Annotated in this window: 25 protein-coding genes; 11 read left to right on the forward strand and 14 right to left on the reverse strand. The window is 62.5% G+C overall.

The genetic code is table 11. The features are described 5' to 3' along the window. Positions 1-3: 3 nt before the first annotated feature. Positions 4-315 (reverse strand): DUF3572 domain-containing protein, encoded by a 312-nt coding sequence (locus QQL76_RS13600; protein WP_499208087.1) that lies wholly within the window; start codon positions 313-315, stop codon positions 4-6. Positions 316-423: 108 nt separating this feature from the next. Here QQL76_RS13600 and QQL76_RS13605 point away from each other — a divergent pair, with 108 nt between their 5' ends. Both QQL76_RS13605 and QQL76_RS13610 read left to right on the forward strand, forming a co-directional pair. Next, entirely contained in the window at positions 424-795 is a 372-nt protein-coding gene (locus QQL76_RS13605) for a response regulator (RefSeq protein ID WP_126010639.1), read from the forward strand. Next, the gene (locus tag QQL76_RS13610; RefSeq protein ID WP_499208088.1) at positions 792-2,159 is read left to right on the forward strand and encodes a PleD family two-component system response regulator; all 1,368 of its coding nucleotides are present in this window, start codon (positions 792-794) and stop codon (positions 2,157-2,159) included. The genes QQL76_RS13605 and QQL76_RS13610 overlap by 4 nt, the downstream gene beginning before the upstream one ends. 544 nt (positions 2,160-2,703) lie before the next feature. Here the strand turns inward: QQL76_RS13610 and rpmG are convergent. The 6 genes from rpmG to topA all read right to left on the reverse strand — a co-directional run bounded on the left by rpmG (position 2,704) and on the right by topA (position 10,477). Continuing rightward, positions 2,704-2,871: a 50S ribosomal protein L33 gene (gene rpmG / locus QQL76_RS13615; RefSeq protein ID WP_126010637.1), complete on the reverse strand. Its 168-nt coding sequence runs from the start codon at positions 2,869-2,871 to the stop codon at positions 2,704-2,706. Positions 2,872-3,018: 147 nt separating this feature from the next. Further along, on the reverse strand, positions 3,019-4,185 hold the full coding sequence (locus tag QQL76_RS13620; RefSeq protein ID WP_499208089.1) for an MFS transporter: 1,167 nt from the start codon (positions 4,183-4,185) through the stop codon (positions 3,019-3,021). A 19-nt stretch (positions 4,186-4,204) separates the two neighbouring features. After that, the gene (locus QQL76_RS13625; RefSeq protein ID WP_499208090.1) at positions 4,205-4,948 is read right to left on the reverse strand and encodes an NUDIX hydrolase; all 744 of its coding nucleotides are present in this window, start codon (positions 4,946-4,948) and stop codon (positions 4,205-4,207) included. 6 nt (positions 4,949-4,954) lie between these two features. Further along, on the reverse strand, positions 4,955-5,404 hold the full coding sequence (locus QQL76_RS13630; RefSeq protein ID WP_499208091.1) for a DUF983 domain-containing protein: 450 nt from the start codon (positions 5,402-5,404) through the stop codon (positions 4,955-4,957). A 98-nt stretch (positions 5,405-5,502) separates the two neighbouring features. Next, a complete protein-coding gene (rnr, locus tag QQL76_RS13635) occupies positions 5,503-7,773 on the reverse strand; it encodes a ribonuclease R (protein ID WP_499208379.1) in 2,271 nt (756 codons plus the stop codon). A gap of 28 nt (positions 7,774-7,801) precedes the next feature. Continuing rightward, entirely contained in the window at positions 7,802-10,477 is a 2,676-nt protein-coding gene (gene topA, locus QQL76_RS13640) for a type I DNA topoisomerase (RefSeq protein WP_499208092.1), read from the reverse strand. A gap of 264 nt (positions 10,478-10,741) precedes the next feature. Between topA and QQL76_RS13645 the strand changes: the two genes are divergently transcribed. Next, positions 10,742-10,972: a hypothetical protein gene (locus QQL76_RS13645; RefSeq protein ID WP_499208093.1), complete on the forward strand. Its 231-nt coding sequence runs from the start codon at positions 10,742-10,744 to the stop codon at positions 10,970-10,972. Here QQL76_RS13645 and dprA read toward each other — a convergent pair. The 4 genes from dprA to QQL76_RS13665 are packed head-to-tail and all read right to left on the reverse strand — an operon-like array spanning position 10,922 to position 14,923. Further along, positions 10,922-12,076 (reverse strand): DNA-processing protein DprA, encoded by a 1,155-nt coding sequence (gene dprA / locus QQL76_RS13650; protein ID WP_499208094.1) that lies wholly within the window; start codon positions 12,074-12,076, stop codon positions 10,922-10,924. The two genes, QQL76_RS13645 and dprA, sit on opposite strands and share 51 nt — an antisense overlap. Next, positions 12,076-12,690, reverse strand: coding sequence for a glycerol-3-phosphate acyltransferase (gene plsY / locus QQL76_RS13655; RefSeq protein WP_499208095.1), 615 nt, complete (start codon positions 12,688-12,690; stop codon positions 12,076-12,078). The genes dprA and plsY overlap by 1 nt, the downstream gene beginning before the upstream one ends. 14 nt (positions 12,691-12,704) lie before the next feature. Beyond that, complete coding sequence (locus QQL76_RS13660; protein ID WP_499208096.1) at positions 12,705-13,994, reverse strand: amidohydrolase family protein; 1,290 nt, start codon at positions 13,992-13,994, stop codon at positions 12,705-12,707. Further along, on the reverse strand, positions 13,991-14,923 hold the full coding sequence (locus tag QQL76_RS13665; protein WP_499208097.1) for an aspartate carbamoyltransferase catalytic subunit: 933 nt from the start codon (positions 14,921-14,923) through the stop codon (positions 13,991-13,993). Before QQL76_RS13665 ends, QQL76_RS13660 begins: the two co-directional genes overlap by 4 nt. 151 nt (positions 14,924-15,074) lie before the next feature. Here QQL76_RS13665 and QQL76_RS13670 point away from each other — a divergent pair, with 151 nt between their 5' ends. Then, positions 15,075-16,721, forward strand: a complete 1,647-nt coding sequence (locus tag QQL76_RS13670) for an acyl-CoA dehydrogenase family protein (protein WP_499208098.1) — start codon at positions 15,075-15,077, stop codon at positions 16,719-16,721. Here QQL76_RS13670 and QQL76_RS13675 read toward each other — a convergent pair. After that, positions 16,706-17,638 (reverse strand): AEC family transporter, encoded by a 933-nt coding sequence (locus QQL76_RS13675; protein WP_499208099.1) that lies wholly within the window; start codon positions 17,636-17,638, stop codon positions 16,706-16,708. The genes QQL76_RS13670 and QQL76_RS13675 overlap by 16 nt on opposite strands. Before the next feature lie 236 nt (positions 17,639-17,874). On the opposite strand from QQL76_RS13675, the gene QQL76_RS13680 reads away from it, so the two are divergent. Next, entirely contained in the window at positions 17,875-18,372 is a 498-nt protein-coding gene (locus QQL76_RS13680; protein WP_499208100.1) for a hypothetical protein, read from the forward strand. Continuing rightward, positions 18,369-18,692, forward strand: a complete 324-nt coding sequence (locus QQL76_RS13685) for a DUF6105 family protein (protein WP_499208101.1) — start codon at positions 18,369-18,371, stop codon at positions 18,690-18,692. Before QQL76_RS13680 ends, QQL76_RS13685 begins: the two co-directional genes overlap by 4 nt. Here QQL76_RS13685 and ruvX read toward each other — a convergent pair. Continuing rightward, positions 18,659-19,087: a Holliday junction resolvase RuvX gene (gene ruvX, locus QQL76_RS13690; protein WP_404864539.1), complete on the reverse strand. Its 429-nt coding sequence runs from the start codon at positions 19,085-19,087 to the stop codon at positions 18,659-18,661. The two genes, QQL76_RS13685 and ruvX, sit on opposite strands and share 34 nt — an antisense overlap. 131 nt (positions 19,088-19,218) lie before the next feature. On the opposite strand from ruvX, the gene QQL76_RS13695 reads away from it, so the two are divergent. Beyond that, entirely contained in the window at positions 19,219-19,926 is a 708-nt protein-coding gene (locus QQL76_RS13695) for a metal-dependent hydrolase (RefSeq protein ID WP_499208102.1), read from the forward strand. A gap of 29 nt (positions 19,927-19,955) precedes the next feature. Here the strand turns inward: QQL76_RS13695 and QQL76_RS13700 are convergent, their stop codons facing one another. Further along, complete coding sequence (locus tag QQL76_RS13700; RefSeq protein ID WP_499208103.1) at positions 19,956-21,917, reverse strand: putative bifunctional diguanylate cyclase/phosphodiesterase; 1,962 nt, start codon at positions 21,915-21,917, stop codon at positions 19,956-19,958. A gap of 163 nt (positions 21,918-22,080) precedes the next feature. On the opposite strand from QQL76_RS13700, the gene gatC reads away from it, so the two are divergent. From gatC to QQL76_RS13720, 4 genes are read left to right on the forward strand one after another with little or no spacing between them, the layout of a single operon-like run. After that, entirely contained in the window at positions 22,081-22,368 is a 288-nt protein-coding gene (gatC, locus tag QQL76_RS13705) for an Asp-tRNA(Asn)/Glu-tRNA(Gln) amidotransferase subunit GatC (protein WP_126010622.1), read from the forward strand. Positions 22,369-22,422: 54 nt separating this feature from the next. Then, entirely contained in the window at positions 22,423-22,839 is a 417-nt protein-coding gene (locus QQL76_RS13710) for a GNAT family N-acetyltransferase (RefSeq protein WP_499208380.1), read from the forward strand. Further along, complete coding sequence (gene gatA / locus QQL76_RS13715; protein WP_499208104.1) at positions 22,839-24,320, forward strand: amidase; 1,482 nt, start codon at positions 22,839-22,841, stop codon at positions 24,318-24,320. The genes QQL76_RS13710 and gatA overlap by 1 nt, the downstream gene beginning before the upstream one ends. Beyond that, positions 24,314-24,853, forward strand: coding sequence for a GNAT family N-acetyltransferase (locus tag QQL76_RS13720; protein WP_499208105.1), 540 nt, complete (start codon positions 24,314-24,316; stop codon positions 24,851-24,853). The genes gatA and QQL76_RS13720 overlap by 7 nt, the downstream gene beginning before the upstream one ends. The last annotated feature ends 4 nt before the right edge of the window (positions 24,854-24,857 follow it).

Consider the following 24,857-nt stretch of genomic DNA (forward strand, 5'->3'; position numbering starts at 1 on the left):
CGGTCAGAAGCTGTTGGTGTCGAGGCCAGGCGGGCCGGACAGGGCCCGGTGGGCGCGCGCAACGCGCTCGGGCTTTTCGCCGGTCGCCGCGCAGAAATCCATCAAGGTCCGCTCGTGGTCCATGAGGAAGTCGATCAGCGCCAGATGAAAGCCAGGCTCACCGGCCGACTGGCGCAGGGTCGAAACGCTCATGCCGGTCAGCGACAGAAAGCGGCCGAGAAGCTCCGGTTCGTTCGCCAGCCAGCCAAGTATAGAAATCGCGATCGTCTCGGCTTCAGTCCCGTCTTTTCCGGGTTGTGTTGCATTTGATGCCAAGAGTTTGCTTTTCCTCAACCAGATGCCGATACGGTAGAACAGTGAAGGGAGCGGCTTTCGCCGGCGACGAGACGTCCAAGCCGAAGTGAACCGCTGATGGGAGTATCTATGCCCAAGACCGTTTTGATTGTCGAGGACAACGAGCTGAACATGAAGCTGTTCCGCGACTTGATCGAGGCGTCCGGCTACGAGACCATCCAGACCCGCAATGGGACCGAAGCGGTCGATCTTGCCCGCGCCCACCGCCCCGATCTGATCCTCATGGACATCCAGCTTCCGGAAGTCTCCGGCCTCGACGTCACCAAATGGCTGAAAGCCGATGACGAGCTTCACTCGATCCCGGTCATCGCCGTCACTGCTTTTGCCATGAAGGGAGACGAGGAGCGCATCCGCCAGGGCGGTTGCGAGGCCTATATTTCGAAGCCGATCTCCGTGCCGCGCTTTCTCGAAACGATAAAGACCTACCTGGGTGAGGCATGACCGCGCGCATTCTCGTCGTCGATGACGTCCCGGCCAACGTCAAGCTTCTCGAAGCCAGGCTGCTTGCCGACTATTTCGAAGTTCTGACCGCCGTAGACGGCCCGAGCGCGCTCAATGTCTGCGCCGCGACTCAGGTCGATCTCATCCTGCTCGACATCATGATGCCCGGCATGGATGGCTTCGAGGTCTGCGAGCGGCTGAAGGCGAACCCGCGCACCGCACATATTCCGGTGGTGATGGTGACGGCGCTCGATCAATCGGAAGATCGGGTGAGGGGCCTGCGTGCAGGCGCCGACGAGTTCCTGACCAAGCCTGTCAACGACATCCAGCTCATGACGCGGGTGCGTAGCCTGCTGCGCCTGAAGGCGCTTGGCGACGAGCTGCGCATGCGCGCCGAGACTGCTGAGCTGATCGGAACGCAGGATCTGATCAACGGCGTTGACGGCATCGACAAGGCCCATGTCCTGCTCGTCGATGAACGCGTCAGTGCCCAGGAGCGCGTCACCCGCATGCTCGCACCGATTGCCGAGGTGGTGTGCATGTCGGATCCGCAGGCCGCGTTGTTCGAAGCGGCGGAACGGCCTTACGATCTGGCCATCATCAGCGACAATTTCACCAACTACGATTCGTTGCGGCTTTGCTCGCAGCTGCGCTCGGTGGAGCGCACGCGCTTCCTGCCGGTGATGCTGATGGCTGAAGCCGGCTCGCAGGCTCTCGTCACGCGTGCGCTCGAACTCGGCGTCAACGACTACATCCAGCGCCCGATCGACCCGCACGAGCTTCTGGCGCGTGCCAACACGCAGATCAAGCGCAAGCGCTACAACGATCACCTGCGCAGCAGCGTGCGCGCCACGATCGAACTGGCTGTCACCGATGCTTTGACGGGCCTCTACAACCGACGTTATCTCGACACCCACATGCCTGTTCTGGTCGAGCGCTCGAGCAAGCGGGAAAGGCCGCTTTCGGTCTGCATGATTGACCTCGACCGCTTCAAGTCGATCAACGACAATTTCGGGCATCAGGCTGGCGATGATGTGCTGCGGGAACTGTCGCGCCGCATCAAGCAAGCCGTGCGCGGTGCCGATCTTGCCTGTCGCTATGGGGGCGAGGAGTTCGTTGTCGTGATGCCCGATACCGACGGCACGCTCGCCGCAGCTGTTGCCGAGCGCCTGCGCGTCAGCATCGAGGCCGTGCCCTTTAGGGTCAACGGCCGCGCCGAGCCGCTCTCCGTCACCGCGTCGCTCGGCATCGCGACGCTCAAGGATGGTGAGGCGGCTGCAAGCAGCGTCTTCCAGCGCGCGGATGAGGCGCTCTACACGGCCAAGCGCAGCGGTCGCAACCGTGTGGTCGCAGCAGCAGCCTAGACCGCTCCCATCCATTTCGTTGTTGCGTGGAAAAAATCATGGATCGCTTGTGACGAAAGCGTCAGAGTGGATCGTGAAGCCGACCGAGCACCACGTCAGTGTCGCTAGACTTGGTGCTTCTAACTGTAAAAAATTCTATACACGGTTCTGCAGGTATCGGACGTCGCTTAAAGCCTCCACAATTAACCAAGGTCCTGTGCGCCTTAGAAAATGCTTAACGCAAGATTGATTTCGTAGGGTTTTTGGGCGAAGCTTCAAGGGTGAGGCGTTGGGACACTTCACCTAAACAGATAACCCCGTGATGTTCAGGTCCGCCGCATCTCCTGGGTCATGGGGTCGGTCGATCAGAGCGCTCGAACAAACGTGGCATCCTCGTACCACGTCGAGCGCCTGATCGACCCCTTTTTGTTGGCACGGCTACCAACCGTCCCATCACCCAAGACACCGAGTTATCTTCAAAAACGACAAAACCCCGGACGAGGAGTCCAGGGTTGCCAATGCTCTTCCGACGATGTCCGCGCGGCGTGCCGCGCAGAACGAAGACTTACTTGATCTTCGTTTCCTTGAACTCGACGTGCTTGCGTGCGATCGGGTCGTACTTCGTCTTGTTCATCTTGTCGGTCATGGTGCGGCTGTTCTTCTTCGTAACGTAGAAGAAGCCGGTGTCTGCCGTTGAAAGCAGCTTGATCTTGATTGTGGTTGCCTTGGCCATGGGAATTCCTGCTCGTCAAAAACGACGCCGCGGACAGCCGACCGGCTCCACGGCGCGAGAAACTTGGGGCGATACCTACTGATTGTCCCGCGGATGTCAAGGTCGATTGGGGCCCGGAGGTCGTGTCGGAGCCCTATACCCAGGGTTTCAGCCCCGCGCGGGTCCGAAAATCATACGTCCGAGTGTCAGGAGCACGTAGAGGCTGAAGAAGAATCCAAGGGCAATCGCGAATCCGTCCGTCCCGAAGATGTCCATGGCGATTCCGATTGTCTGCGGCCCGATAAGAGCACCGAGCGCGTAGCAGAGGATGAAAGCGGCATTGGCGGCTGCAAGATCGGCGCCTTTGAGCGAGGCTCCAAGATGGGTCAGGCCGACCGTGTAGAGCCCGCAGACCACGCCGCCCCACACGAAGAGCACCGCCGCCATCAGCCACCAGCCTCCCACGATGAACGGCAGTGCGGCAGAGCCTGCAAGCCCGATCAGAGCCAGCAGTGTCAGCAAGATGCGCCGGCTCTTCACCCGGTCGGCAACGAGGCCGATTGGAATCTGCAGCAGCACGTTGCCGAGACCGATCGCCGTAAGGAGGAGCGCACCTTCCGATTCGATGAAGCCGGTGCGTGCCGCATAGATTGGGAATAGCGCCAGCCCGCCCGCTTCGACGGCACCGAAGACGAAGACGGCGGCAGTGGCCGTCGGCACCAGAAAGACGTAGCGCAGGAAACTGCGCCGCGGCTTCTCTTCAATCCGCGGCGCTTCGTTTCGCGCCAGCGCGATGGGAATGACCGCCGCAAGCACAATGGCGGCGCCGGCCGCAAAGGGCAGCATCCCCTGGCTCCCGATCATGGCGAAGATCAGCGGGCCGGTGGCAAAACCAAGAGCCAGAACGGTGCCATAGACGCCGAGCACGAGTCCGCGCCGCTCCGGCGGTGCCGCGGCATTGATCCAGAATTCCGACAGGATGAACACGATGGTGACGGCGCCGTGGAACACGACGCGCAGCGGAAACCATGTCCAGAAGGGTTCCGCGATATAGAAGCAAAGGCCGCTTGCCGCAGCGAGGCAGAGCATCACGATCATGGTGCGCGCGACGCCGAACCAGCGCGCAAGCTTGGGTGCAAGCGGTGCGGCCGCGATCGATGCCAGGCCGGCAAACGCCGTATTGAAGCCGATCATCGAGGAGGAGATGCCGCGGCGCTCCATGATGACACTCAGCAGCGGCAGGCCGAGGCCGATGGCAACGCCGACGGCGCCGATGGCTGCAAGCGCAGCGATTAACGAAGACCACCGGATCGTCGTACCGACCTCGGACCGCATGGCGTTGCTCCGCATGGAATCAGATGATGTCGCGCACGAAGGTGCCGTGCTTCACGTAGTAGAAGGGGACCGGTTGATCGAAAGGCAGGTCTGGCTCCGAGCTCAGCGCATCCTGGAGATCGCCAATGATCGTGCGGGTAATGCGCGGCAGTTGCACCCGGTCGATATCGTCGAACCCGATCCAGGTCAGATCCTGAAGTTCCTCGCTGTCGGAAACGTCCTTCGGGTCTGCGCCGATCTCGTCGAGGAAACAGGCGAAGAACCGCGTGTCGAACCGTCGGCTCTGTCGCGGTGGCGTGATTGCCCGCGCAACGTAGCGAAGAGATGAGAGGTCCGGTGCCAGCCTGCGCTCGGAGAAACCGGACCAGTCGGAATGGAGGCCAACTTTGCCGTCGCCGGCAATCATGATCCCGGCCTCTTCCGACGTCTCGCGAACGGCCGCGACCGCCAGCGCCTGCGCGCGAGCGGCGGTCATTGTGCGATCCGTGCGTGTCATGAGGCGCTCCGTCACCGTCTCCTTCAGCGGCCTGGCGACGCCGACCCGCGAATCGGCGCGATCGCGACGACCACCGGGAAACACGTAGAAATTGGGCATGAAGGTGTGGGCGCGAGCGCGCTTGCCGACGAGAAATCGAATCTCAGGACCAGTACGATCGATCAGGATGATCGAAGCGGCATCCTTCGGCTTCAAAAGGGGATGCTCGCCGGAAGTGATATAGCGTGTGCCTGCCCGGGGCGCCTGGTCGCGCGCCATGCCGCTCATGGTCGGTCAGGTCCGGCTCTCATCGGGCACCTCGTCCAGCGGATCTTCTTCACCGCCGAAGCCATGCATACGCAACGCCCATTGCAGTCCGATGACGCCGCCTTTCAGCGGCTGCATGCTCGCAACGGTCATGATCAGGGTGACCGGGATCCAGAACGCAAGCGCCTGCCAGGATGTCCAGTCGACGACGCGCTCCCCGAACATGTAGCCTGCGACCACGATGTGGCCGACGATGAAGATCGCGAGATAGGGCGGCAGATCGTCGGCACGATGATGGTGCATCTCCTCGCCGCAGGAAGCGCAGTGATCGACGGGCTTCAGGAAAGCGCGAAACAATTTGCCTTCGCCACAGGCGGGGCACTGACATTTCAGACCGCGCATGATCGATCCGCCAAGCGCACGAGGAGCATCATCATGCCGGTCGTCTGCCGCGTGCGATTGTCCGAATGTCTGCATCTCGACGGTCTCTTTTCATGAACCCGGGCGTTGATGCACCATATAGGCGCGAATGGAGCCGATGTCGCCCCATTCGGCCTTTTCGGCGCGCATTTGCCTCAGCGACGTCCGCGAGGTGGCCGTGTGCCGGGCTTTTTCGACGCGCCGCGCCGCTTCTCGCCATGCTTGGCCTTGTGAAACGATCTCGCGCCCGCAGGCATCTTGCGTGGCTCGCTGACGATCTCGAAACGGAGCGCACCCGCGAGCGGGAGTGCCTCGACAAGCTTGACCTCGACATCGTCGCCCAGACGGAAGCCTTCACCACTCTCGCGACCCGTCATCGACTGATGCGCCTCGTCATAGATGAAATAGTCGTAGCCGAGCGTCGATACCGGCACGAAGCCGTCTGCCCCGAACTGCGGAAGCGAGACGAAGAGGCCGGATTTGACGACGCCGGAAACGCGGCCATCGAACGTATCGCCGACCCGGCTGGCCAGATGATGGGCGATCAACCGGTCGACCGTGTCGCGCTCCGCGGCCATCGCCCGGCGTTCCGACGTGGAGATGTCGGCTGCGATGTCGACCAGCGCCGCTTCCTCTTCCGGCGTGATCGCGCCATCTCCCAGCTTGAGGGAGCCGATGAGTGCCCGGTGGACGATAAGGTCGGCATAGCGGCGGATCGGCGAGGTGAAATGCGCGTATCGCATCAGGTTCAGGCCGAAATGACCGAGATTGTCAGCGCTGTAGATCGCTTGGCTCTGTGACCGCAGGACCATCTCCGACACCATCGTCTCATGCGGCTTGCCGCTTGCCGATGCCAGGATGTGGTTGAAATTGTTGGCGCGAAGGCTGCCGCGCGCAAGCGACAGATCAAGCGTCGCCAGGAACTCGCGCAGAGTTTCCTGCTTGGCCAGAGATGGAGCGTCGTGGATGCGATAGATCAGGCTCTGGCGCTTGCGCTCCAGTGTTTCCGCAGCGGCCACATTCGCCTGGATCATGCATTCTTCGATGAGCTTGTGGGCATCGAGCCGTGGCGGCACGATCACCTTGTCGACCTTGCCATCCTTGTCGAGCACGATCTTGCGCTCCGGCAGATCGAGCTCCAGTGGCTGTCGCTTGTCGCGACCCTTGCGCATCGTGCCGTAGGCTTCCCAGAGCGGCTTCAGCACGCCTTCGAGCAGCGTGTCCGTCTTATCGTCTGTCGCACCGTCGATGGCCGCCTGGGCCTGTTGATAGGAAAGCTTGGCAAGGCTCCTCATCATAATGCGATGGAAACTGTGGCGCAGCTTCTGGCCATCCTTCGAAAAGGTCATGCGCACGGCGAGTGCGGGCCGGTCGACGCCTTCCTTCAGCGAGCAGAGGTCGTTGGAGATCCGTTCGGGCAGCATCGGCACGACCCGGTCGGGGAAATAGACCGAATTGCCGCGCTTCAGCGCTTCGCGGTCCAACTGCGATCCCGAGCGCACATAGTGGGAAACGTCGGCGATCGCGACCGTGACGATGTGGCCGCCCTTGTTGTCGGGCGAGGGATCCGGCTCGGCATGGACCGCGTCGTCATGGTCCTTTGCGTCCGGCGGGTCGATCGTGACCAGCGCGAGATCACGCCAGTCTTCGCGGTGCGCCATGGTTGCCGGCTTCGCGGCCTCAGCCTCGGCTATGACGCTGTCGGGAAAGACATGCGGAATGCCGTGATCGTGGATGGCGATCATCGAGATCGCCTTCTCGCTCGAAACCGAGCCGATGACCGAAAGAACCTCTGCGCGTGCCAGCCCAAAGCGTCCGATCCGTGTGACTGCGATCTCGACCAGATCGCCGTCTTGCGCGTTGTTGGCCTGTGCTGCTTCGACGACGAGCTCGTTCTGCTGACGCTCGATCGGCATGATGCGTCCGCCGCCGCCGGGCTCGGCACGGAAGACGCCGAGCGATGCGTCCTTGCGCTTGTCGATCAGCTTGATGACACGGGCGGTGTAGGCCGGGCCGGTCTTGTCCTTCGACGGGAATATTTTCGCCAGCACCCGATCGCCGACACCGGGCGTGCGGCCAGGCTTGCCCGAACGGCCGACCGCTCTGTTGAGGCGGATCGACACGGCGGGCGCAACTTTCTGCGCGTCGTCCCATTCGGCGGGCCGACCGATCAGTCCGCCCTCGGCGTCACGTGTCGTGATGTCGATGAGCGTGACGGGCGGCAGCTTGTCTGGACGAACGAGCTGCTTGCGGTCCTTCTGGACCAGCCCGTCATCGGCCAGATCGCGCAACAGGTCCTTCAGCGCAACGCGATCCTCACCCTTAAGCCCAAAGGCCTTCGCGATATCGCGCTTTGTGGCGCGATCCGGGTTGTCCGCGATGAAAGCGAGCAATGTCTCGCGGTCGGGCAGGGTGGAGTGGGCGATGGTCTTGCCTCCGGCGAAGGGTCGGACCCTACGCCTCCTTCGATTTTGCCGAACTTGTCTTCTCGGTCGATGTCTTGGCAGCGGCTGCCTTCTTCTTCGGGGCGGCCTTCTTTACAGCAGCCGGCTTCTTGGCCGGGGTTGCCTTCTTGGCTGCCGCCTTCTTCGGCGCAGCCTTCTTGCCGCTCTTGCCGGCGCGCTCGGCCACCAGCTCCAGCGCCTTTTCAAGCGTCACGGCCTGCGGGTCGAGGTCCTTCGGAAGCGTCGCGTTGACCTTGCCCCAATTGACATAGGGGCCGTAACGGCCGTCGCGCACGGTGATCGCGCCGCCATCGGGGTGCTCGCCGAGCTCCTTCAACGCCGCAGTGGCTGTGCGACCGCGCGCAGGGCCCTTGGCCTTGCGTTCCGCAATAACCGTCACTGCCCGATTGAGGCCGATGGTGAAGACATCCTCGACCGTCTCGAGGTTCGCGTAGCCGCCATCGTGCAGAAGGAAGGGACCGTAGCGGCCGAGGCCGGCCGAAATCATCTTGCCGCTTTCAGGATGCTTGCCGATGTCGCGCGGCAGGCCGATCAGCGCCATCGCCTTTTCATGGTCGATGTCCTCGACCTTCCAGCCCTTCGGCAAGCTCGAGCGCTTCGCTTCCTTGCCGTCGCCCCGCTGGACGTAAGGACCGAAACGGCCTGATCGAAGCGTGATCGGCTCGCCCGTGTGCGGGTCGCGGCCCAGATCCTTCGGCTCGCCGGACAGCTGCGCTTCGTCGCCATTGGCACTCTCGGCGGAAAGCTGGCGGGTAAAATTGCATTCCGGATAGTTCGAGCAGCCGACGAAGGCGCCAAACTTGCCGAGCTTCAGCGACAGATTGCCGGTGCCGCAGGTCGGGCAGATGCGTGGATTGCCGCCGTCTTCGCGCTTGGGGAAGACGATCGGGGCAAGCTCTTCGTTCAAGACGTCGAGCACGTCGGAAACGCGCAATTCCTTGGTGTTCTCGATCTGCGCGAAGAAATCCTTCCAGAACGCGCGCAGCACGTCTTTCCAGGCAAGATCGCCGTTCGAGATCTTGTCGAGCTGCTCTTCGAGATTGGCGGTGAAGTCGTACTCCACATAGCGCTCGAAGAAGTTCTGCAGAAACGCTGTGACGAGACGTCCCTTGGCCTGCGGGATCAGCTTGCGCTTGTCGATCTCAACATATTCACGGTCCTGCAGCGTGGAAAGCGTCGCCGCATAGGTCGACGGCCGGCCGATGCCGAGCTCTTCCATGCGCTTGATCAGCGTCGCTTCCGAGTAGCGCGGCGGCGGTTCGGTAAAGTGCTGGGATGCGTTGATCTTTTCTTTGGCGACGGTCTCGCGTGCATTGATTTCCGGCAGACGGCCATCGTCGTCACCGTCGTCGGATTGCTCGCCGTCTTCCTTCTGATCCGTGTAGGCGGCGATGAAGCCGTCGAAGCGGATGACGGAGCCCGTGGCTCTCAGGCCCGCGATCTTGTCGCCATTCTTGGCGGCGATCTCGACGGTGGTCCGCTCGATCTCCGCCGATGCCATCTGGCTTGCGATCGCCCGCTTCCAGATCAGGTCGTAAAGACGGATCTGGTCCTGGTCGAGATAGCGCTTCACGTCATCGGGGCGGCGCTCGAAGCCGGTAGGGCGGATCGCCTCGTGGGCTTCCTGTGCGTTCTTCGCCTTGGTCGAATAAAAGCGCGGCTTTTCGGGCCGGTAGCGGTCGCCGAAATTCGACGCGATCTCCTCGCGTGCGGCCTCGATGGCGCTCATGTCCATCTGCACGCCATCGGTTCGCATATAGGTGATGAGACCGACGGTCTCGCCGCCGATGTCGATGCCTTCATACAGCTTCTGCGCGACCTGCATGGTGCGCTTGGCATTGAAGCCGAGCTTCGAAGATGCAGCCTGCTGCAGGGTCGAGGTCGTGAAGGGCGGGGCAGGGTTGCGCTTCGTCGGCTTTGCCTCGACGCTTTCGACCGTGAAGGAGGCGCCTTCAAGCATCGCCTTAATCGTGTCGGCTTCGCCGACATTCGACACGGTTTGGCGCTGGATCCGCTTGCCCTCATAGGACGAGAGCCGCGCATTGAAGACGTCGTTGCGCGGTGTCTTCAGGTCGGCGCTGATCTGCCAGTATTCTTCGGCGACGAAACGCTCGATTTCCGCCTCGCGATCGCAGACGAGCCGAAGCGCCACCGACTGAACGCGGCCGGCCGAGCGCGCACCGGGCAGCTTGCGCCACAGAACCGGGGAGAGATTGAAGCCGACGAGGTAGTCGAGCGCGCGCCGCGCCAGATAGGCATCGACCAGCGGCGCATCGATATCGCGCGGATTGGCCATCGCATCGAGCACGGCCTTCTTGGTGATCGCGTTGAAGACGACGCGCTGGACGGATTTGTCCTTCAGCGCCTTCTTCTTGTTCAGCACTTCCAGCACGTGCCAGGAAATGGCTTCACCTTCGCGATCCGGGTCGGTCGCAAGAATGAGGCTGTCGGCGCCCTTGAGCGCGTCGGTGATGTCCTTCAGTCGCTTGTTGGAGGCGGTATCCACCTCCCATCTCATCTCGAAATCCTCGTCCGGCTTCACCGAGCCGTCCTTGGCCGGCAGGTCGCGCACGTGGCCAAAGGAGGCCAGGACCTTGAAGTCCTTGCCGAGGTATTTGTTGATTGTCTTTGCCTTGGCAGGCGATTCGACGACGACGACGTTCATGAACACGCTCAAATTCTGATGAGTGGGCACCGCGCGACCAGTGCTGGATAGTGCCGCTTGGCGGCGATCACAGGCCCGGAGATGGACAGCAAGCGGCTTGAGGTCAAGTCATTTCCGATTATGCAGCAATTGCTCATGTAGTTATACAACCTCAAGATGCGCCACGGTGTGTTGCACTTATGGCTAGAACCGCTATGTTTCTGACATTGGCTTTGGACCGATGATCCTGAGCTCGGATGAGGCGCTGCGCGCGGGAGACCTCAAATGGATGGTCAGAGAAATGGCGGGCGCGACCATGCGCATGACCCGGAGACAATAGCCTTCATCCGGCAGATGCTCGGCGAACTGCGCGTCATGGCAGAGCAGCAGCGGTGCTTCATGCTCTGCTATCTCATCGAGATGGCGTATGTTGAGGCGGGCGACATCCAGCTCGGCGTCAAGCCGTCAGACATCATCCGTAAGAAGACTGACCAGTCCGGACGGATGACGGGATAGCCGCCCGGCAAGATCAAGCTCGAGCAGGACCAGGTAAACGACAGCCGGCGGCAGTCCGGTATGGCGCACGATATCATCCACTTCGACGGGCGTCGCGCCCAGCGCCGACACGATCCTGTCGCGATCTGTTTCGCCAGGCTCGGCCTGCAAGCCAGGTCCATCCTCGTCCCGCTCGCGCACCGAGAGCGGCGGCGCGACCGGCCTGCCGACCAAAGGAGCCAACGCTTCCAGAATGTCAGCGCTGCCGGTGATCAGCGTCGCGCCGTCCTTGATCAGCGCGTTGGTGCCGGTCGATCGCGGGTCAAGCGGCGATCCCGGAACCGCGAAGACGATGCGGCCGAAATCCGCGGCACGACGCGCCGAAATGAGCGAGCCCGAGCGGGTCGCTGCCTCCACCACGACGAGGCCGTAGCCGATGCCGGCAATCAGGCGATTGCGGCGCGGAAAGTCGCGGGCGCGGGGCTCCCATCCAAACGGCATTTCCGAAACGGCAAGACCGGCGCCGTCCGTCATCTGCTGGTAGAGCTCGAGATTTTCGGGCGGGTAGGGCATGTCGAGCCCCCCGGCCATCGCCGCGATGGTGCCCGTTTCGAGCGTCGCACGGTGGGCCGCCGCATCGATGCCTCGGGCGAGACCGGACACGACGACGTATCCGGCGGCCCCGACCTCGCGCGCCATGCGGGCGGTGAACTTCGCGCCCGCCGCCGATGCATTGCGCGAGCCGACGAAGGCGACCGCCGGCTTCTGGGTCAGTGATGTGTCACCTTTGACCGCCAGAAGCGGTGGGGCGGCATCGATCGAACGCAGAAGCGGTGGGTAGTCCGGCTCCCCGATCCCGACGAAGCGCGCACCGAAGCGCGTCGCCTGTTCCAGTTCCCGCTCGGCCTGTTCGACACTCGCCACCCGCAGTGACCGCCCGCCACCACGTTCCGAAAGGTCGGGCAGGGCATCGAGCGCAGCTTCTGCCGAGCCGCAATGGTTGATCAGTTCGCGGAAGGTGGCAGGACCGACATTGTCGCTGCGGATGAGGCGCAGCCAGGCGAGGCGCTGGCGATCGGTGAGCGCGATCCCGCGCGGCCGGCCGGCGCCCCCATCGTGCGCCATCAGCCGCGGGCCCCGATCCGGCTTTCGGTGCCGTTGATCAGGCGGCCGATATTCGCCCGGTGCTTGATGAAGGTGATGATGCTCATGATGACGAAAAGCTCCATCAACCGCATTTCCCCCAGAATGAAGAAGGAAAGCGGAACGACGATCGCTGCAAGAAGCGCGGCAAGTGAGGAATAGCGCGTGAAATAGGCCGTTCCGATCCAGATCACCGCGAAGATCAGCACCATTGCGGGCGCAAGCCCGAGCAGCACACCCACATAGGTTGCAACACCCTTGCCCCCGCGAAACTTCAACCACACGGGGAAAAGGTGGCCGATAAACGCACCGAAGCCGGCAATGATGGCGAGGATTTCGGAAAATTGCGCGGCGACGACGACCGCCAACGTGCCTTTGAGGGCGTCTCCGATGAGCGTTGCGGCCGCAAGCTTTTTGTTGCCAGTGCGCAGAACGTTTGTGGCGCCGATGTTGCCGGACCCAATGTTGCGCACGTCCCCAAGCCCGGCCATGCGCGTCAGGATGAGCCCGAAGGGGATGGAGCCGAGCAGGTAGCCGAACGTCAGCGCAACCAGGAACAGGTCGAATTGGACCTGCGTGATGATCGGTTCAGGCATGCATCAACTCCGGCTCAATCCGCTCTGAAGACTGTGGCGCCCGCCACGAAGGTTTGCAAGACGCGCCCCTGGAAGCGTGCATCTTCGAACGGCGTGTTCTTGGAGGTCGAGACGATGCGATCCTTCGAAAACACGAAGGGCTCGTAGAGATCGACGATCGCGAGATCGGCCCGTGCCCCAACCTTCAGCGTGCCCGCGTCGAGGCCGTAGCGCTTGGCAGGGCTCGTTGAAAGCGCGTCGATGAGCCGAGGGAGCGGCACGTCGCCGGAATGGTGCAGCCGCAATGCGGCGGCGAACAGCGTTTCGAGACCAATGGCGCCGTTTTCCGCGTCGGAGAAGGGCAGGCGCTTGGTATCGACGTCCTGCGGGTCATGGGCTGACGAAATGATGTCGATCGTGCCGTCGCGCACGGCCTCTACCATCGCACGACGATCCTCCTCGGTGCGCAGCGGCGGCGACAGCTTGAAGAAGGTGCGGTATTCGCCGATGTCGTTCTCGTTCAGCGTCAGATGGTTGATTGAGATGCCGGCGCTCACGTCGAGCCCGCGCGCTTTTGCAGCCGCAATGGCGTCGCTGGATTCGGGAACCGAGATGCTGGTTGCGTGGTAGCGTCCACGCGTCAGTGCAGCGAGGCGCAAATCGCGCTCGAGCGGGATGATTTCCGCTTCGCGCGGGATCCCCGACAGGCCGAGCCAGCTGGCGAAAAGCCCGGCGTTCATCACGCCCTGGGCCGCTAGATGCTTGTCCTGCGTCTCGCAGGCGATCAGGGCGCCGAAATCGCGTGCATAGGTCAGCGCGCGGCGGATGACGGCAGTGTTGGCGAGCGTGCGTCTCCCATCGGTGAAGACGACGGCGCCTGCGGCCGAGAGAAGGCCGATCTCGGTCATCTCCTCGCCCGCGAGGGCTTTTGTAAGCGCTGCTGCGGGATAAACACGCACGACCGCCGAATCGCGCGCCGTCTTCAGAACGAATTCGACGAGCGCCACATCGTCGATCGCCGGGGTCGTATCCGGCATCATGACGAAGGACGTGACACCGCCCGCAGCGGCTGCCCGACTGGCCGAAGCGATGGTCTCGCGGTGCTCGCTGCCGGGTTCGCCGACGTGAACGCGCGTATCGACGAGCCCGGGAATGACCAGCTTGTCGCGGCAGTCGATGATTTCGGCGCCTTCCGGAATGCCCTGATTATGGGCTCCAGCGCCGGCCGCTTCGATGATCCCGTCCTTGATGATGACGGAACCGATCTCATCGATGCCGCGCGACGGATCGATGATCTGCGCATCGGTGAGGACCGTGATCGTCATGGCCGCGCCTCCTCGCCTGTAAGAAGTGTTTCCATGACGGCCATGCGCACGGCGACCCCCATTTCCACCTGCTGCTCGATGACGCTCTGCGGGCCGTCTGCGATCTCCGAGGCGATCTCGACGCCACGGTTCATCGGGCCCGGGTGCATGACCAGCGCGTCCTCCTTGGCATAGGCAAGCTTCTCCGCATCGAGGCCATAGAAGCGGAAATATTCGCGCACCGATGGCACGAAAGCGCCTGACATGCGCTCGCGCTGAAGGCGCAGCATCATCACGACGTCGGCGTCCTTCAGCCCTTCCTTCATCGACGTGTAGACCTCGACGCCCATGTCGCCGATGCCCGAAGGCATCAGCGTGGATGGGCCAATGACGCGGACGCGCGCGCCCAGGAGATTGAGAAGCACGATGTTGGAGCGCGCCACGCGGCTGTGCAGCACGTCGCCGCAAATGGCGACGATCAGGCGGCCGACCTTGCCCTTTGCACGCCGGATCGTCAGCGCATCGAGCAGCGCCTGTGTCGGGTGCTCATGCGCGCCGTCGCCGGCATTGACGACGGAGCAGCCGACCTTCTGCGAAAGAAGTGCTGCGGCACCGGCTGACGAATGCCGCACGATGAGGATATCTGGCCGCATGGCGTTCAGCGTCATCGCCGTATCGACGAGCGTCTCGCCTTTTTTGACGGACGAATTGCCGACCGACATGTTCATCACGTCGGCGCCGAGCCGCTTTCCAGCCAGCTCGAAGGAGGCTTGTGTGCGCGTCGATGCTTCGAAGAAGAGGTTGATCTGCGTCAGCCCGCGCAGGCTCGCCTTCTTCTTTTCGCGCTGCCGACTAAGCGCGACGGCAGCATCGGATCGATCAAGGAGATAGTGGACGTCGGCCTCGTTCAGACCCTTGATGCCGAGAAGGTGGCGGTGCGGAAAGGACATGCGCGTGACGGGCTCCGGCTTGCGGCTCGTCGCTCTATAGGCGTGGCCCGCCGCCCGAACAAGCGCCGGCCCTCAGCGCAGCCGCGCTGCTCCACCGCAAATTCTCCGTCTATCCCGCTGCAATCGCGCTCGAATCCGGTTAGGAAGGGCGATGAGCACCCGTCCCCAGCCAGCGACCCACGACGTCTTCAACCAGCCGCCGCGCTTTTCGGGGATGAATGCCTATCGCGCCGATCCGCTGCTCGTCGAAATCACGCTCGACATGGATCGCGCACTCCGCCTCGATTTCGAGGGCGTCGGCCGTTTCGTGATGAGTGCGGAGGCGCAGGATCTCGCGCGGCTTGCCAACCGCAACCCGCCGGAACTGAAGACCCACGATCACCAGGGGAACCGCATCGACCAGGTGGATTTCCATCCCGCCTACCATGCGCTTTTGCGCAAATCTGTCTCGAGCGGGCTCCATGCCTCGGTCTGGGAAGACCTGCCGACGGAAGCGGGCGTCGCCCACAAGGCGCGCGCTGTCCGCTTTTTCCTGACGGCCGGGCTCGAGACAGGGCATCTTTGCCCCGTGACGATGACCAATGCATCGGTCGCCGCGATCATGGCGTCGCCCCGGATCGAACGCGATTGGCTGCCGAAGATCCTGTCCCGCAAATATGATTCCGCCCACAAGCCGGCGATGCAGAAGACCGGCATCACGCTCGGCATGGGCATGACCGAGAAGCAGGGCGGCACGGATGTGCGCGCCAACACGACATCTGCCGAGCGTGTGGGCGAGGGCATCTATCGGCTGGCCGGCCACAAATGGTTCATGTCCGCGCCGATGAGCGACGCATTCCTGATGCTGGCTCAGACGCCCGAAGGCATCGGCTGTTTTCTGGTTCCCCGCATCCTAGAGGACGGATCACCCAACGGTCTGCGATTCCAGCGCCTCAAGGACAAGCTCGGCAATCGGTCGAACGCTTCCAGCGAGGTGGAGTTTTCCGACACCTATGGCTTCCTGCTCGGCGAACCGGGCGAGGGCATCCGCACGATCCTCGACATGGTGACCATGACGCGGCTCGATTGCGCGGTCGCCTCCGCAGGCATCATGCGATCCTCGCTGGCCGACGCGGTGCACCACACCAGGCACCGCTCGGTGTTCGGCAAGAAGCTGGTCGACCAGCCGCTGATGGCGCGTGTTCTCGGCGACATGGCGCTTGATGTGGCAGCCGCGACAGCGCTCTCCATGCGGCTTGCCACCGCCTTCGACCGCGCCCGCAACGATCCGCGCGAAGCGGCTTACGCACGGCTGATGACGCCGGTCGTCAAATACTGGGTCTGCAAGATCGCTCCGGCTCTGGTCTACGAGGCGATGGAATCGGTCGGCGGCAATGGCTATGTCGAGGAGAAGGCGCTCGCCCGCCACTACCGCGAGGCCCCGGTCAACGCGATCTGGGAAGGTTCGGGCAACGTCATGGCGCTCGACGTGCTACGCGTACTGGCCCGGGGGCGCGATCTCTTCGACGTGGTGCTCGAAACGATCGCCGCCGATCTCGGTGCCGCGGGCAGGCGGACACGTGACGTCCTGGAGGCTGCCATGGCTGTCTGCGAGAGCGACCAGGGTGCGGCCCGCATGCTGACCGAGCAACTGGCCCTTTCAGCTGCAGCAGCGGAACTGAACCGAATAGGCGCAGGCCGCGTCGCCGATGCCTTCATCGAAACGCGGTTGGCGGGCGCTTGGCGCTCCACCTACGGAATGCTCGATTCGCGTTTCGACGCCCGCCAGCTCGTCGATCTTCTCTATCCGGAAAGCTGACGCAGCAGGAAGAGCGCCAGCGGCATGGTTCCGATTGAGGCCGCCGTCTGGATGGTCGTAATCGCCGCATAAAGCGGGGCGTCGCCATTCATCTGGCGCGCCAGCAGATAGCCGTTCATGGCCGTCGGCACTGCCGCGCAGAGGACCAGGATCTCGAGCGTTGCGCCTTCGATCCCCATGGCGAGCGCCACCGCGACCATCACCAGCGGAAACAGGATCAGCTTGATCGCAGAGGTCAGCGCTGCGACGGGGCGTGGTTTCAGGGCGTCGCCGACCCGCAGTCCAGCACCCACCATCAGGAGGCCGAGGCCGAGCGCGCTGGCGCCGATGAGATCGATCGCCGTGATCAGCGGGGCGGGGATGTCGAACGGCAGAAGGCGGGCGCCGAGGCCGGCGAGGCAGGACAGGATGAGCGGGTTGCGCACCATGCGCAGCGCCAGCACCGAGAGCTTGCGCGCCCCGCCGCCGAACCACACCATCACCGCCACGCAGACGAGATTGATCGGCAGGATGATCAGCGCCATCACGAGCGCGACGAGCGCAATCCCTTCAGCGCCGTGAAGGCTGCTGGCGATGGCGAGCGCGACGAAGCCGTTCCAGCGAATACCCGTCTGGAAGATGGTGGTGAAGCTCGATGCGGTGATGCCTTGCCGCTGCATGATCGGCCAAAGCGCAAGCACGAACGCCATCATCAGACAGAGCGTGATAGCGACGGTCAGTGCGACACGACCGATGTCGAGCGCTGCGAAATCGGCTTCATAGAGCGTCATCGAGAGGAGGGCGGGAAAGGCGACGAAATAGCCGAACTGCTCCAGCCCCGACCAAAATCCCTGGTCGATGGCATTCCAGCGCTTCAGCACGACCCCGAGCAGCACGAGCAGAAAGATCGGGATGATACTTTGCAGGATCGAAATCATGAATGCGGGCCTTTCGAAGCCCGTTCATTAGGCCCCATACGACGGATGAGCAACTCGCTCCGCAATGGGACCGCCGTTAACCATGAATAACGATAGCTGATTACCGCGATGGCCCGGAATCGTTGGCTCCCTTATGGTTAGCAGATCGTTAACGGGTTTTTGGCGGTAAGCTTTCTGCAACCGCGTTCTACTTGTTTTGTTAACGGTGTGACAAATGAGGCAAGGGCTTCCCACGCATGCGGACGATCGTGATCGGCATATCGCTGTTCTGGATGGTGGAGTTTTCCATGTCCGGGCTGAGCCGCGCCGTTCCGTCGCCCTCGGCCGCTGAGCCCGGAATGTTTGCTTGGTTGAGCATCAATCATCTCTTCGGTTTCGCTGAATTCGGGACAGCCGCATTGTTTTGCTTGGCGGCACTCTTTGCGCTGTTCGGCGCGGACGCGACCAAGCGCGATTCGGGCGAGACGCTTGTTGCAGCCGTAACCGGCGCATTGGTGCTGACGGCGGCGACACATGCCTTCGGCTGGCTCGAGGGCAGGGTGGATGCAGGCGTGTTCATCGAAGCCGGCCTGCTCCTGATGACGGGGGCGGCAGCGCTGTTCCTTGATGGGACCACCGTCAAAACAGCCGCTGCCGACGACGATGCGGCTGTTTCGAATGTTTACCTGAAGAACCGGATCGCCGCCGCGACAGCGTCCGTCCACACCTTCCCCGATGCGAGGCCGCGATCATGAAATGGTTTCTGATACTCTGGGCCGCGCCGGTGGGGTCGCTGATCGCATGGTATGGGCTTTCCTATCACGATATCAGCTTCGGCTTTTTCATGCTGACGCGTGAGACGCACGATCTGGTCTTCCAAATCTATGGAAATGTGCTCGGGATCGAGCCGGAAACCATACCGCCGCTGGTGGCGCGCGCGCTCGTGGTCGACACGTTCATCGTGCTGGGCATCGTCGCTTTTCGCAAGCGTCGTGAGATCCGGGCGTGGTGGGCAGCGCGTCACACGCGCAATGCGTCGCTTCAGAGCGACGAGAGCCTGTCGAGCGCTCCCTGAAGAATGAACGCCGCTGCGGCGGCGTCGATACGTTCAGCTCTTCTCGCGCGTGACACATCCATGCCGATCAGCGCCCGTTCGGCTGCCACCGTCGACAACCTCTCGTCCCAAAAGGCGAACGGAAGCTCGGTTAGAGGCTCCATATTGCGCACGAAGGCGCGGGTAGCCTGCGCCCGGGGGCCCTGGCTGCCATCCATGTTGATCGGCAGTCCGATCACAATGCCCGAAACCTGCTGCTCCGCCAGAAGCTTGAGCAGTGCGTCCGCGTCCTTGGAAAATTTCGCGCGCCGGATCACCCCGCGCGGGCTTGCCAGCGTCAGCCCCAGATCCGAAATGGCGACGCCGATCGTCTTGGTGCCGAGATCGAGGCCGGCGAGCGTGGTGCCCTTGGGCATGTGGCCGGGCAGGTCTTCGAGCGCGACGATTGACAAGATTTCGGCCTTCCGGATTTTGCAATTGGGCTTCTCTGCGCCATCTTCCGGCGCGGAGCAATAACCCCCGCTCGGGCATCAGCAAGGAGATATCGATGAAACTGACCTGGCTCGGACACGCCGCCTTCAGGATCGAAACCGACAAGGCAACGATCCTGATCGATCCGTTCCTCACTGGAAATCCCGGCTTCGCTGGTCTCGATCGCAGGGATGCCGTCGAAGGCGTCACGCATATCGTCCTGACCCATGGCCATGCGGATCATGTCGGCGATACCGCAGCGATCGCTAAGGAAACCGGTGCGACCGTCGTCGCCAATGCCGATCTCTGCGGCTTCCTCGGCAAGCATCGCGGCGTGGAGAAGCTCGATCCGACGAACACCGGCGGTACCGTCCATCATGACGGCTTCTCGGTGACCTATGTGAACGCGCTGCATTCCTCCGCCGACATCACCGAGGATGGCGTGTCGCACGCGCTCGGCAACGCCAATGGCTGCGTCTTCCACATCGAAGGCGGGCCAACGCTTCTGCACATGGGCGACACCGACATCTTCTCCGACATGGCGCTCATCCACGAACTGCACCGGCCAGAAATCGGCATCGTGCCCATCGGCGATCGTTTCACCATGGGCGGTGCCGTCGCAGCGCTCGCATGCCGCCGCTATTTCGACTTCAAGACGATTATTCCGTGCCACTACGGCTCGTTCCCGATCATCGATCAGACGGCGGATGTGTTCGTTGATGCGTTGGAGAGCCAGGCGGAACGCGCGAAAGTGGCCGCTGCCGGCACGCTGCATCAGTTCTGAGTTCTGAAGCAGGCTTCCGGCCCGAAAATCTATGCCCGCAGTGCGACACGCTGGCGCCCGGCGCTGCGGGCGAGGCTCAAGGCGTTCTGGAAGGTTAGCGGGCGGTCGAAATGGTAGCCCTGGCCATAGGCACAGCCGATGGTCTTCAACTGCGCCGCAATCGCGCCGCTTTCGACGCCTTCCGCGACGCAGTCGATCCCGAGATTCGCCGAGAGATCGACCACCGACTTCACGATGTTGCGGCAGCGCACGTCGTTTTCCATCTGCTGCACGAAGCTGCGGTCGATCTTAAGCTTGTCGAAGGCGAGGCGATGCACGTGGCTGAGACTCGAATAGCCCGTGCCGAAATCGTCGAGCGCCACCTTGATGCCGGCGGCGCGGAAAAGCGAAATCATCCGCTCCGCCGTTTCGAAGTTCGACAGGAGTGCCGTTTCTGTGATCTCGAATTCGAGGCGATTCGTGGCGACGCCCGAGCGCTCCACGAGGCTGAGGATTTTCAGCGCGTCGATATGATTGCAGATGTCGCGCGCCGAAAGATTGAACGAAATCCGGCAGTCGAGCGGCAGTTCGTCGAGTGCGTCGATCGCCTTGCGCAGGAGGATCAGCGATACGTCGTTGATCAGCCCGCAGCGCTCCGCAATCGGCACGAAGGCGGCGGGCGAAATCTCGCCGAGCGTCGCATTGTGCCACCGGCCGAGCGCCTCGAAGCTGACGACTTCACCCGTCTTCAGATCGACGATCGGCTGAAACGCCAGATAGAACTCCTGCCGGAGATCGCCGATCCGCAGTTCGCGCTCGATCGATGTCCGTTCATGCAGAAGCTGCGTGTGCTGCTCGGAAAAGATCTCGACGCCGCCATTCTGTTTGGACTTGGCCTGATAGAGCGCGAAATCTGCCTGTTCGATGAGGCTTGCAGCCGTCACATGACGTTCCTGCGAGACGACGATACCGCATGAGCCGGAAAGCCGTGCGATGCCGGCGGGCGTTTCGTAGTGGTCCTTCAGCGCGAGGCAAAGGGCGTTGGCGATGTCCAAGGCTTGGGCCGCATCCAGTTCCGAGGGCAGGATGAAGCCGAATTCGTCGCCCCCAATTCGCGCGATTGTGGTGCCGGGCTGCAGGATCTTGCGGAAGCGCCTGGCGGTCTCGACGAGAACCGAGTCACCGGCTGCATGGCCGAACACGTCGTTGACCGGCTTGAAGCCATCGAGGTCGATCAGGCCGATCACCGGAGGCTTGCCGCCCGCCGCCGTCCTCATCACCTGGTCGATTTTCTCGAAGAAGCTGCGCCGGTTGTCGAGGCCGGTCAGTTGGTCCTCAAGCGCGTGCTTGGCGTTCAGGACGCCGAGTTGCTCGGTCTCCTTCTGCTTTTGTTCGAGAATGTCGGAGATGCGCACGATCGACACGAAGTTGTCGAAATTGCTGTGCGTGACGTGGATGAAGGCAAGCGAGATGAAGCAGACACTGATCGAGATGGCCGTGAACACGGGCTGGCCGCTGAACATGAAGTTGCCGATCAGGATGAAGAAGACGCTGCCTGCCGTGACCAGTGCGGCCGGCGGGAGGTTCATCAGGCAGAAGACACAGGAAATGGCCGAGATCGACAGGAAGAAGGCGATGTGGCTCTGCTGGTAGGCATCGCCGAAGGGGTACAAGCTGACACCCCAGAAGCCGAAGCAGATGGAAAAGAGGCCGGCGAGCACGACGGTGCCGCGCATTTTGCGGACGGCCTGTTCGGGCGTCGGACGGTCGTTGCGCCGCAGATGCCATTTGGCCAGACGCACGATGCAGATGAGCGACAGGAAGCCCGGAACGTAGAGCGTCTGCCATTGCGGGGCCGCCCCATGGTGAGTCCATGCGAGTGCCGCCGCGTTCACCATCAGCAGGATGTAGAGAATCGGAATTTGCTGCGTCAGCGCGGCATATTGTGCGATCGCGAAACGCTCGTTTCCCACGTCGACATTGAAGAGAAATGACTTACGAAAAAACTGCAACACAACCAGGCACCCCCAACGGCTGCAGTTAAGAAGAGAAGCATTGAAATATCGTATAGACTGCTGGACATACGGGGATCGTAATGCACAGTTTGCCAGCCTTGCTCTCAGCAGGCACGAACGCTATAGGCACCCGCACGCCTGAAAATCCCGGAGTTTTCGCATGTCTGTCGATATCGCAACGGTAAAGCGCGTTGCCCGTCTGTCCCGCCTTGCGGTGAGCGACGAGGATGCACAGCGCATGGTCGGCGAGCTCAACGTCATCCTCGGCTTCGTCGAGCAACTGGACGAGGTCGACGTGAGCGGCGTCGAGCCGATGACCTCGGTGATTGCCATGGACATGAAGAAGCGCGCCGACGTCGTCACCGATGGCGACAAGGCTGCCGATATCGTGGCCAATGCGCCGGCTTCCGAAGAAGGCTTCTTCCTCGTCCCGAAAGTCGTGGAGTAGGCTGTGGATCTGGCTATCGCAGCCGAAACGCCTCTTCAGGACGATGTGCGTGACATGGTCAGCGCGCTGAACGCTCACATGATTCCGTTGACGCCGCGCGAGTTCCAGTTCCAGCTGACGGTCGAGCAGATGGCCGAGCCTTCGGTGACGGTGTTCGTCGCGCGCAATGGAGATGGAAACGCTGTCGGCATGGCGTCGCTGAAAGAGCATGGGGAAGGCCTCGGCGAGGTGAAGCGCATGTTTACCAAGCCCGAAGTGCGCGGCCAGCGCGTCGGCTCCGCGCTTTTGCGTCAGGTCGAGCAACGCGCTCGGGATCGCGGCCTGTCTCGCCTCGTTCTCGAGACGGGGGAGGCGCCGGGTTTCGAGGCCGCGTGGCGCATCTACGAGCGCAGCGGTTTTACCCAGTGCGGCGCTGTCCTCGACTATCCTGATTCCGGTTATTCCAGATTTTACGAAAAGAAGTTTGCCTGATGTCCGAACTGACCCGCCTGACCATCGCCGAAGCTCGCGAAAAGATGCGCGCACGCGACCTTTCCTCGGTCGAACTGACGGATGCCTATCTGAGCGCGATCGACGCCGCGAATCCCTCGATCAATGCCTATGTGACGGTGACGGCCGACAAGGCGCGCGCCATGGCAAAGCGTTCGGACGAGCGCATGGCGAGCGGTGAGGCGGGAGCACTCGAAGGAATCCCGCTTGGCATCAAGGATCTTTTTGCGACGGAAGGCGTCCATACGCAGGCCTGCAGCCATATCCTGAACAGCTTCGAGCCGCGCTACGAATCAACCGTCACGTCCAACCTCTGGAACGACGGCGCCGTCATGCTCGGCAAGCTGAACATGGACGAGTTCGCCATGGGCTCGTCCAACGAGACGTCCTATTACGGCCCGGTCGTGAACCCCTGGCGCGTCGAAGGCTCCAACAAGAGCCTCGTGCCCGGCGGCTCCTCCGGTGGCTCCGCGGCAGCCGTTGCCGCCGAACTCTGCGCCGGTGCTACCGCGACCGACACGGGCGGCTCCATCCGCCAGCCGGCCGCATTCACCGGCACGGTCGGCATTAAGCCGACCTATGGCCGCTGCTCGCGCTTCGGCATCGTCGCCTTCGCATCGTCGCTGGATCAGGCTGGTCCGATCGCTCGCGACGTGCGCGATGCGGCGATAATGCTGCGTTCCATGGCCTCGACCGATGCCAAGGACACGACCTCGGTCGATCGCGCTGTTCCGGATTACGAGGCCGCAGTCGGCCGTTCGGTCAAGGGCCTGAAGATCGGCATTCCGAAGGAGTACCGCGTCGACGGCATGCCGGGCGAGATCGACGCGCTCTGGCAGCAGGGCATTGACTGGCTGAAGGAAGCCGGCGCCGAAATCGTCGAGATTTCGCTGCCGCACACCAAATACGCGCTGCCCGCCTATTACATCGTGGCACCGGCCGAAGCGTCGTCGAACCTCGCGCGCTACGACGGCGTGCGCTACGGCCTGCGCCAGCAGGGCCGCGACATTCTGGAAATGTACGAGAAGACCCGCGCCGAAGGCTTTGGCGAGGAGGTTCAGCGCCGCATCATGATCGGCACCTATGTGCTTTCCGCCGGCTATTACGACGCTTACTACCTGAAGGCGCAGAAGGTCCGCACGCTGATCAAACGTGATTTCGAGACCGTCTTTGCCGATGGCGTCGATGCGATCCTGACGCCGGCAACGCCATCTGCAGCCTTCGAGATCGGCGATGCCGAAATGGCAGCCGATCCGGTCAAGATGTACTTGAACGACATCTTCACGGTCACGGTGAACATGGCCGGCCTTCCGGGCATCGCCGTGCCGGCGGGCACTTCGACGGATGGACTGCCGCTCGGTTTGCAGCTGATCGGCCGGCCCTTCGACGAAGAGACGCTCTTTGCCGCAGCCAGCGTCGTGGAGAAGGCTGCCGGCCGCTTCACGCCAAAGCGTTGGTGGTAATCCGACCAGCCAAACGCAGTGATGCCGCGAAACTCGCGGAGATCGGATATCGTGCCTGGGAAGACCGCCTGTCGGTTTGGGCATCGGGCCAGACAAACGTCGCGAGCCTTCGCCGCAACGCGATGGACTCCTATCTCACCTTCACGAGTCGCAGCTGGTCTCTGATCCGCGTTGCCGAGGAGGATGGCATGCCCGTCGGCTGGGGCGCCCATGAAGACCCACTCGACGTAGAAACAGCCAGGCCAAACGCCATTTCAGATCTCTGGATCGATCCCGACTTTCAGCGGCGCGGTCACGGCGCGAAGCTGCTCACCTGTCTGGAAGACGAGATCGTCGAGGCGGGACACGAGACTGCCGAGCTCGAAACCCATGCCCGCAATCACGAGGCGATCGCGTTCTATCGCCGCTATGGCTATACGGTGATCTGGCTTTCGACGGTCTATTCCGCATCGCTCGACCGCGACATTGAAAAGGTCGGAATGTCGAAGCGCCTGGTGCATGAGCCCGAAATTGAGATCTACGGACCTGCTTGATGGT

The sequence above is a fragment of the Rhizobium albus genome (assembly GCA_030160035.1).
GTDB classification, from domain to species: Bacteria; Pseudomonadota; Alphaproteobacteria; order Rhizobiales; family Rhizobiaceae; genus Georhizobium; species Georhizobium albus.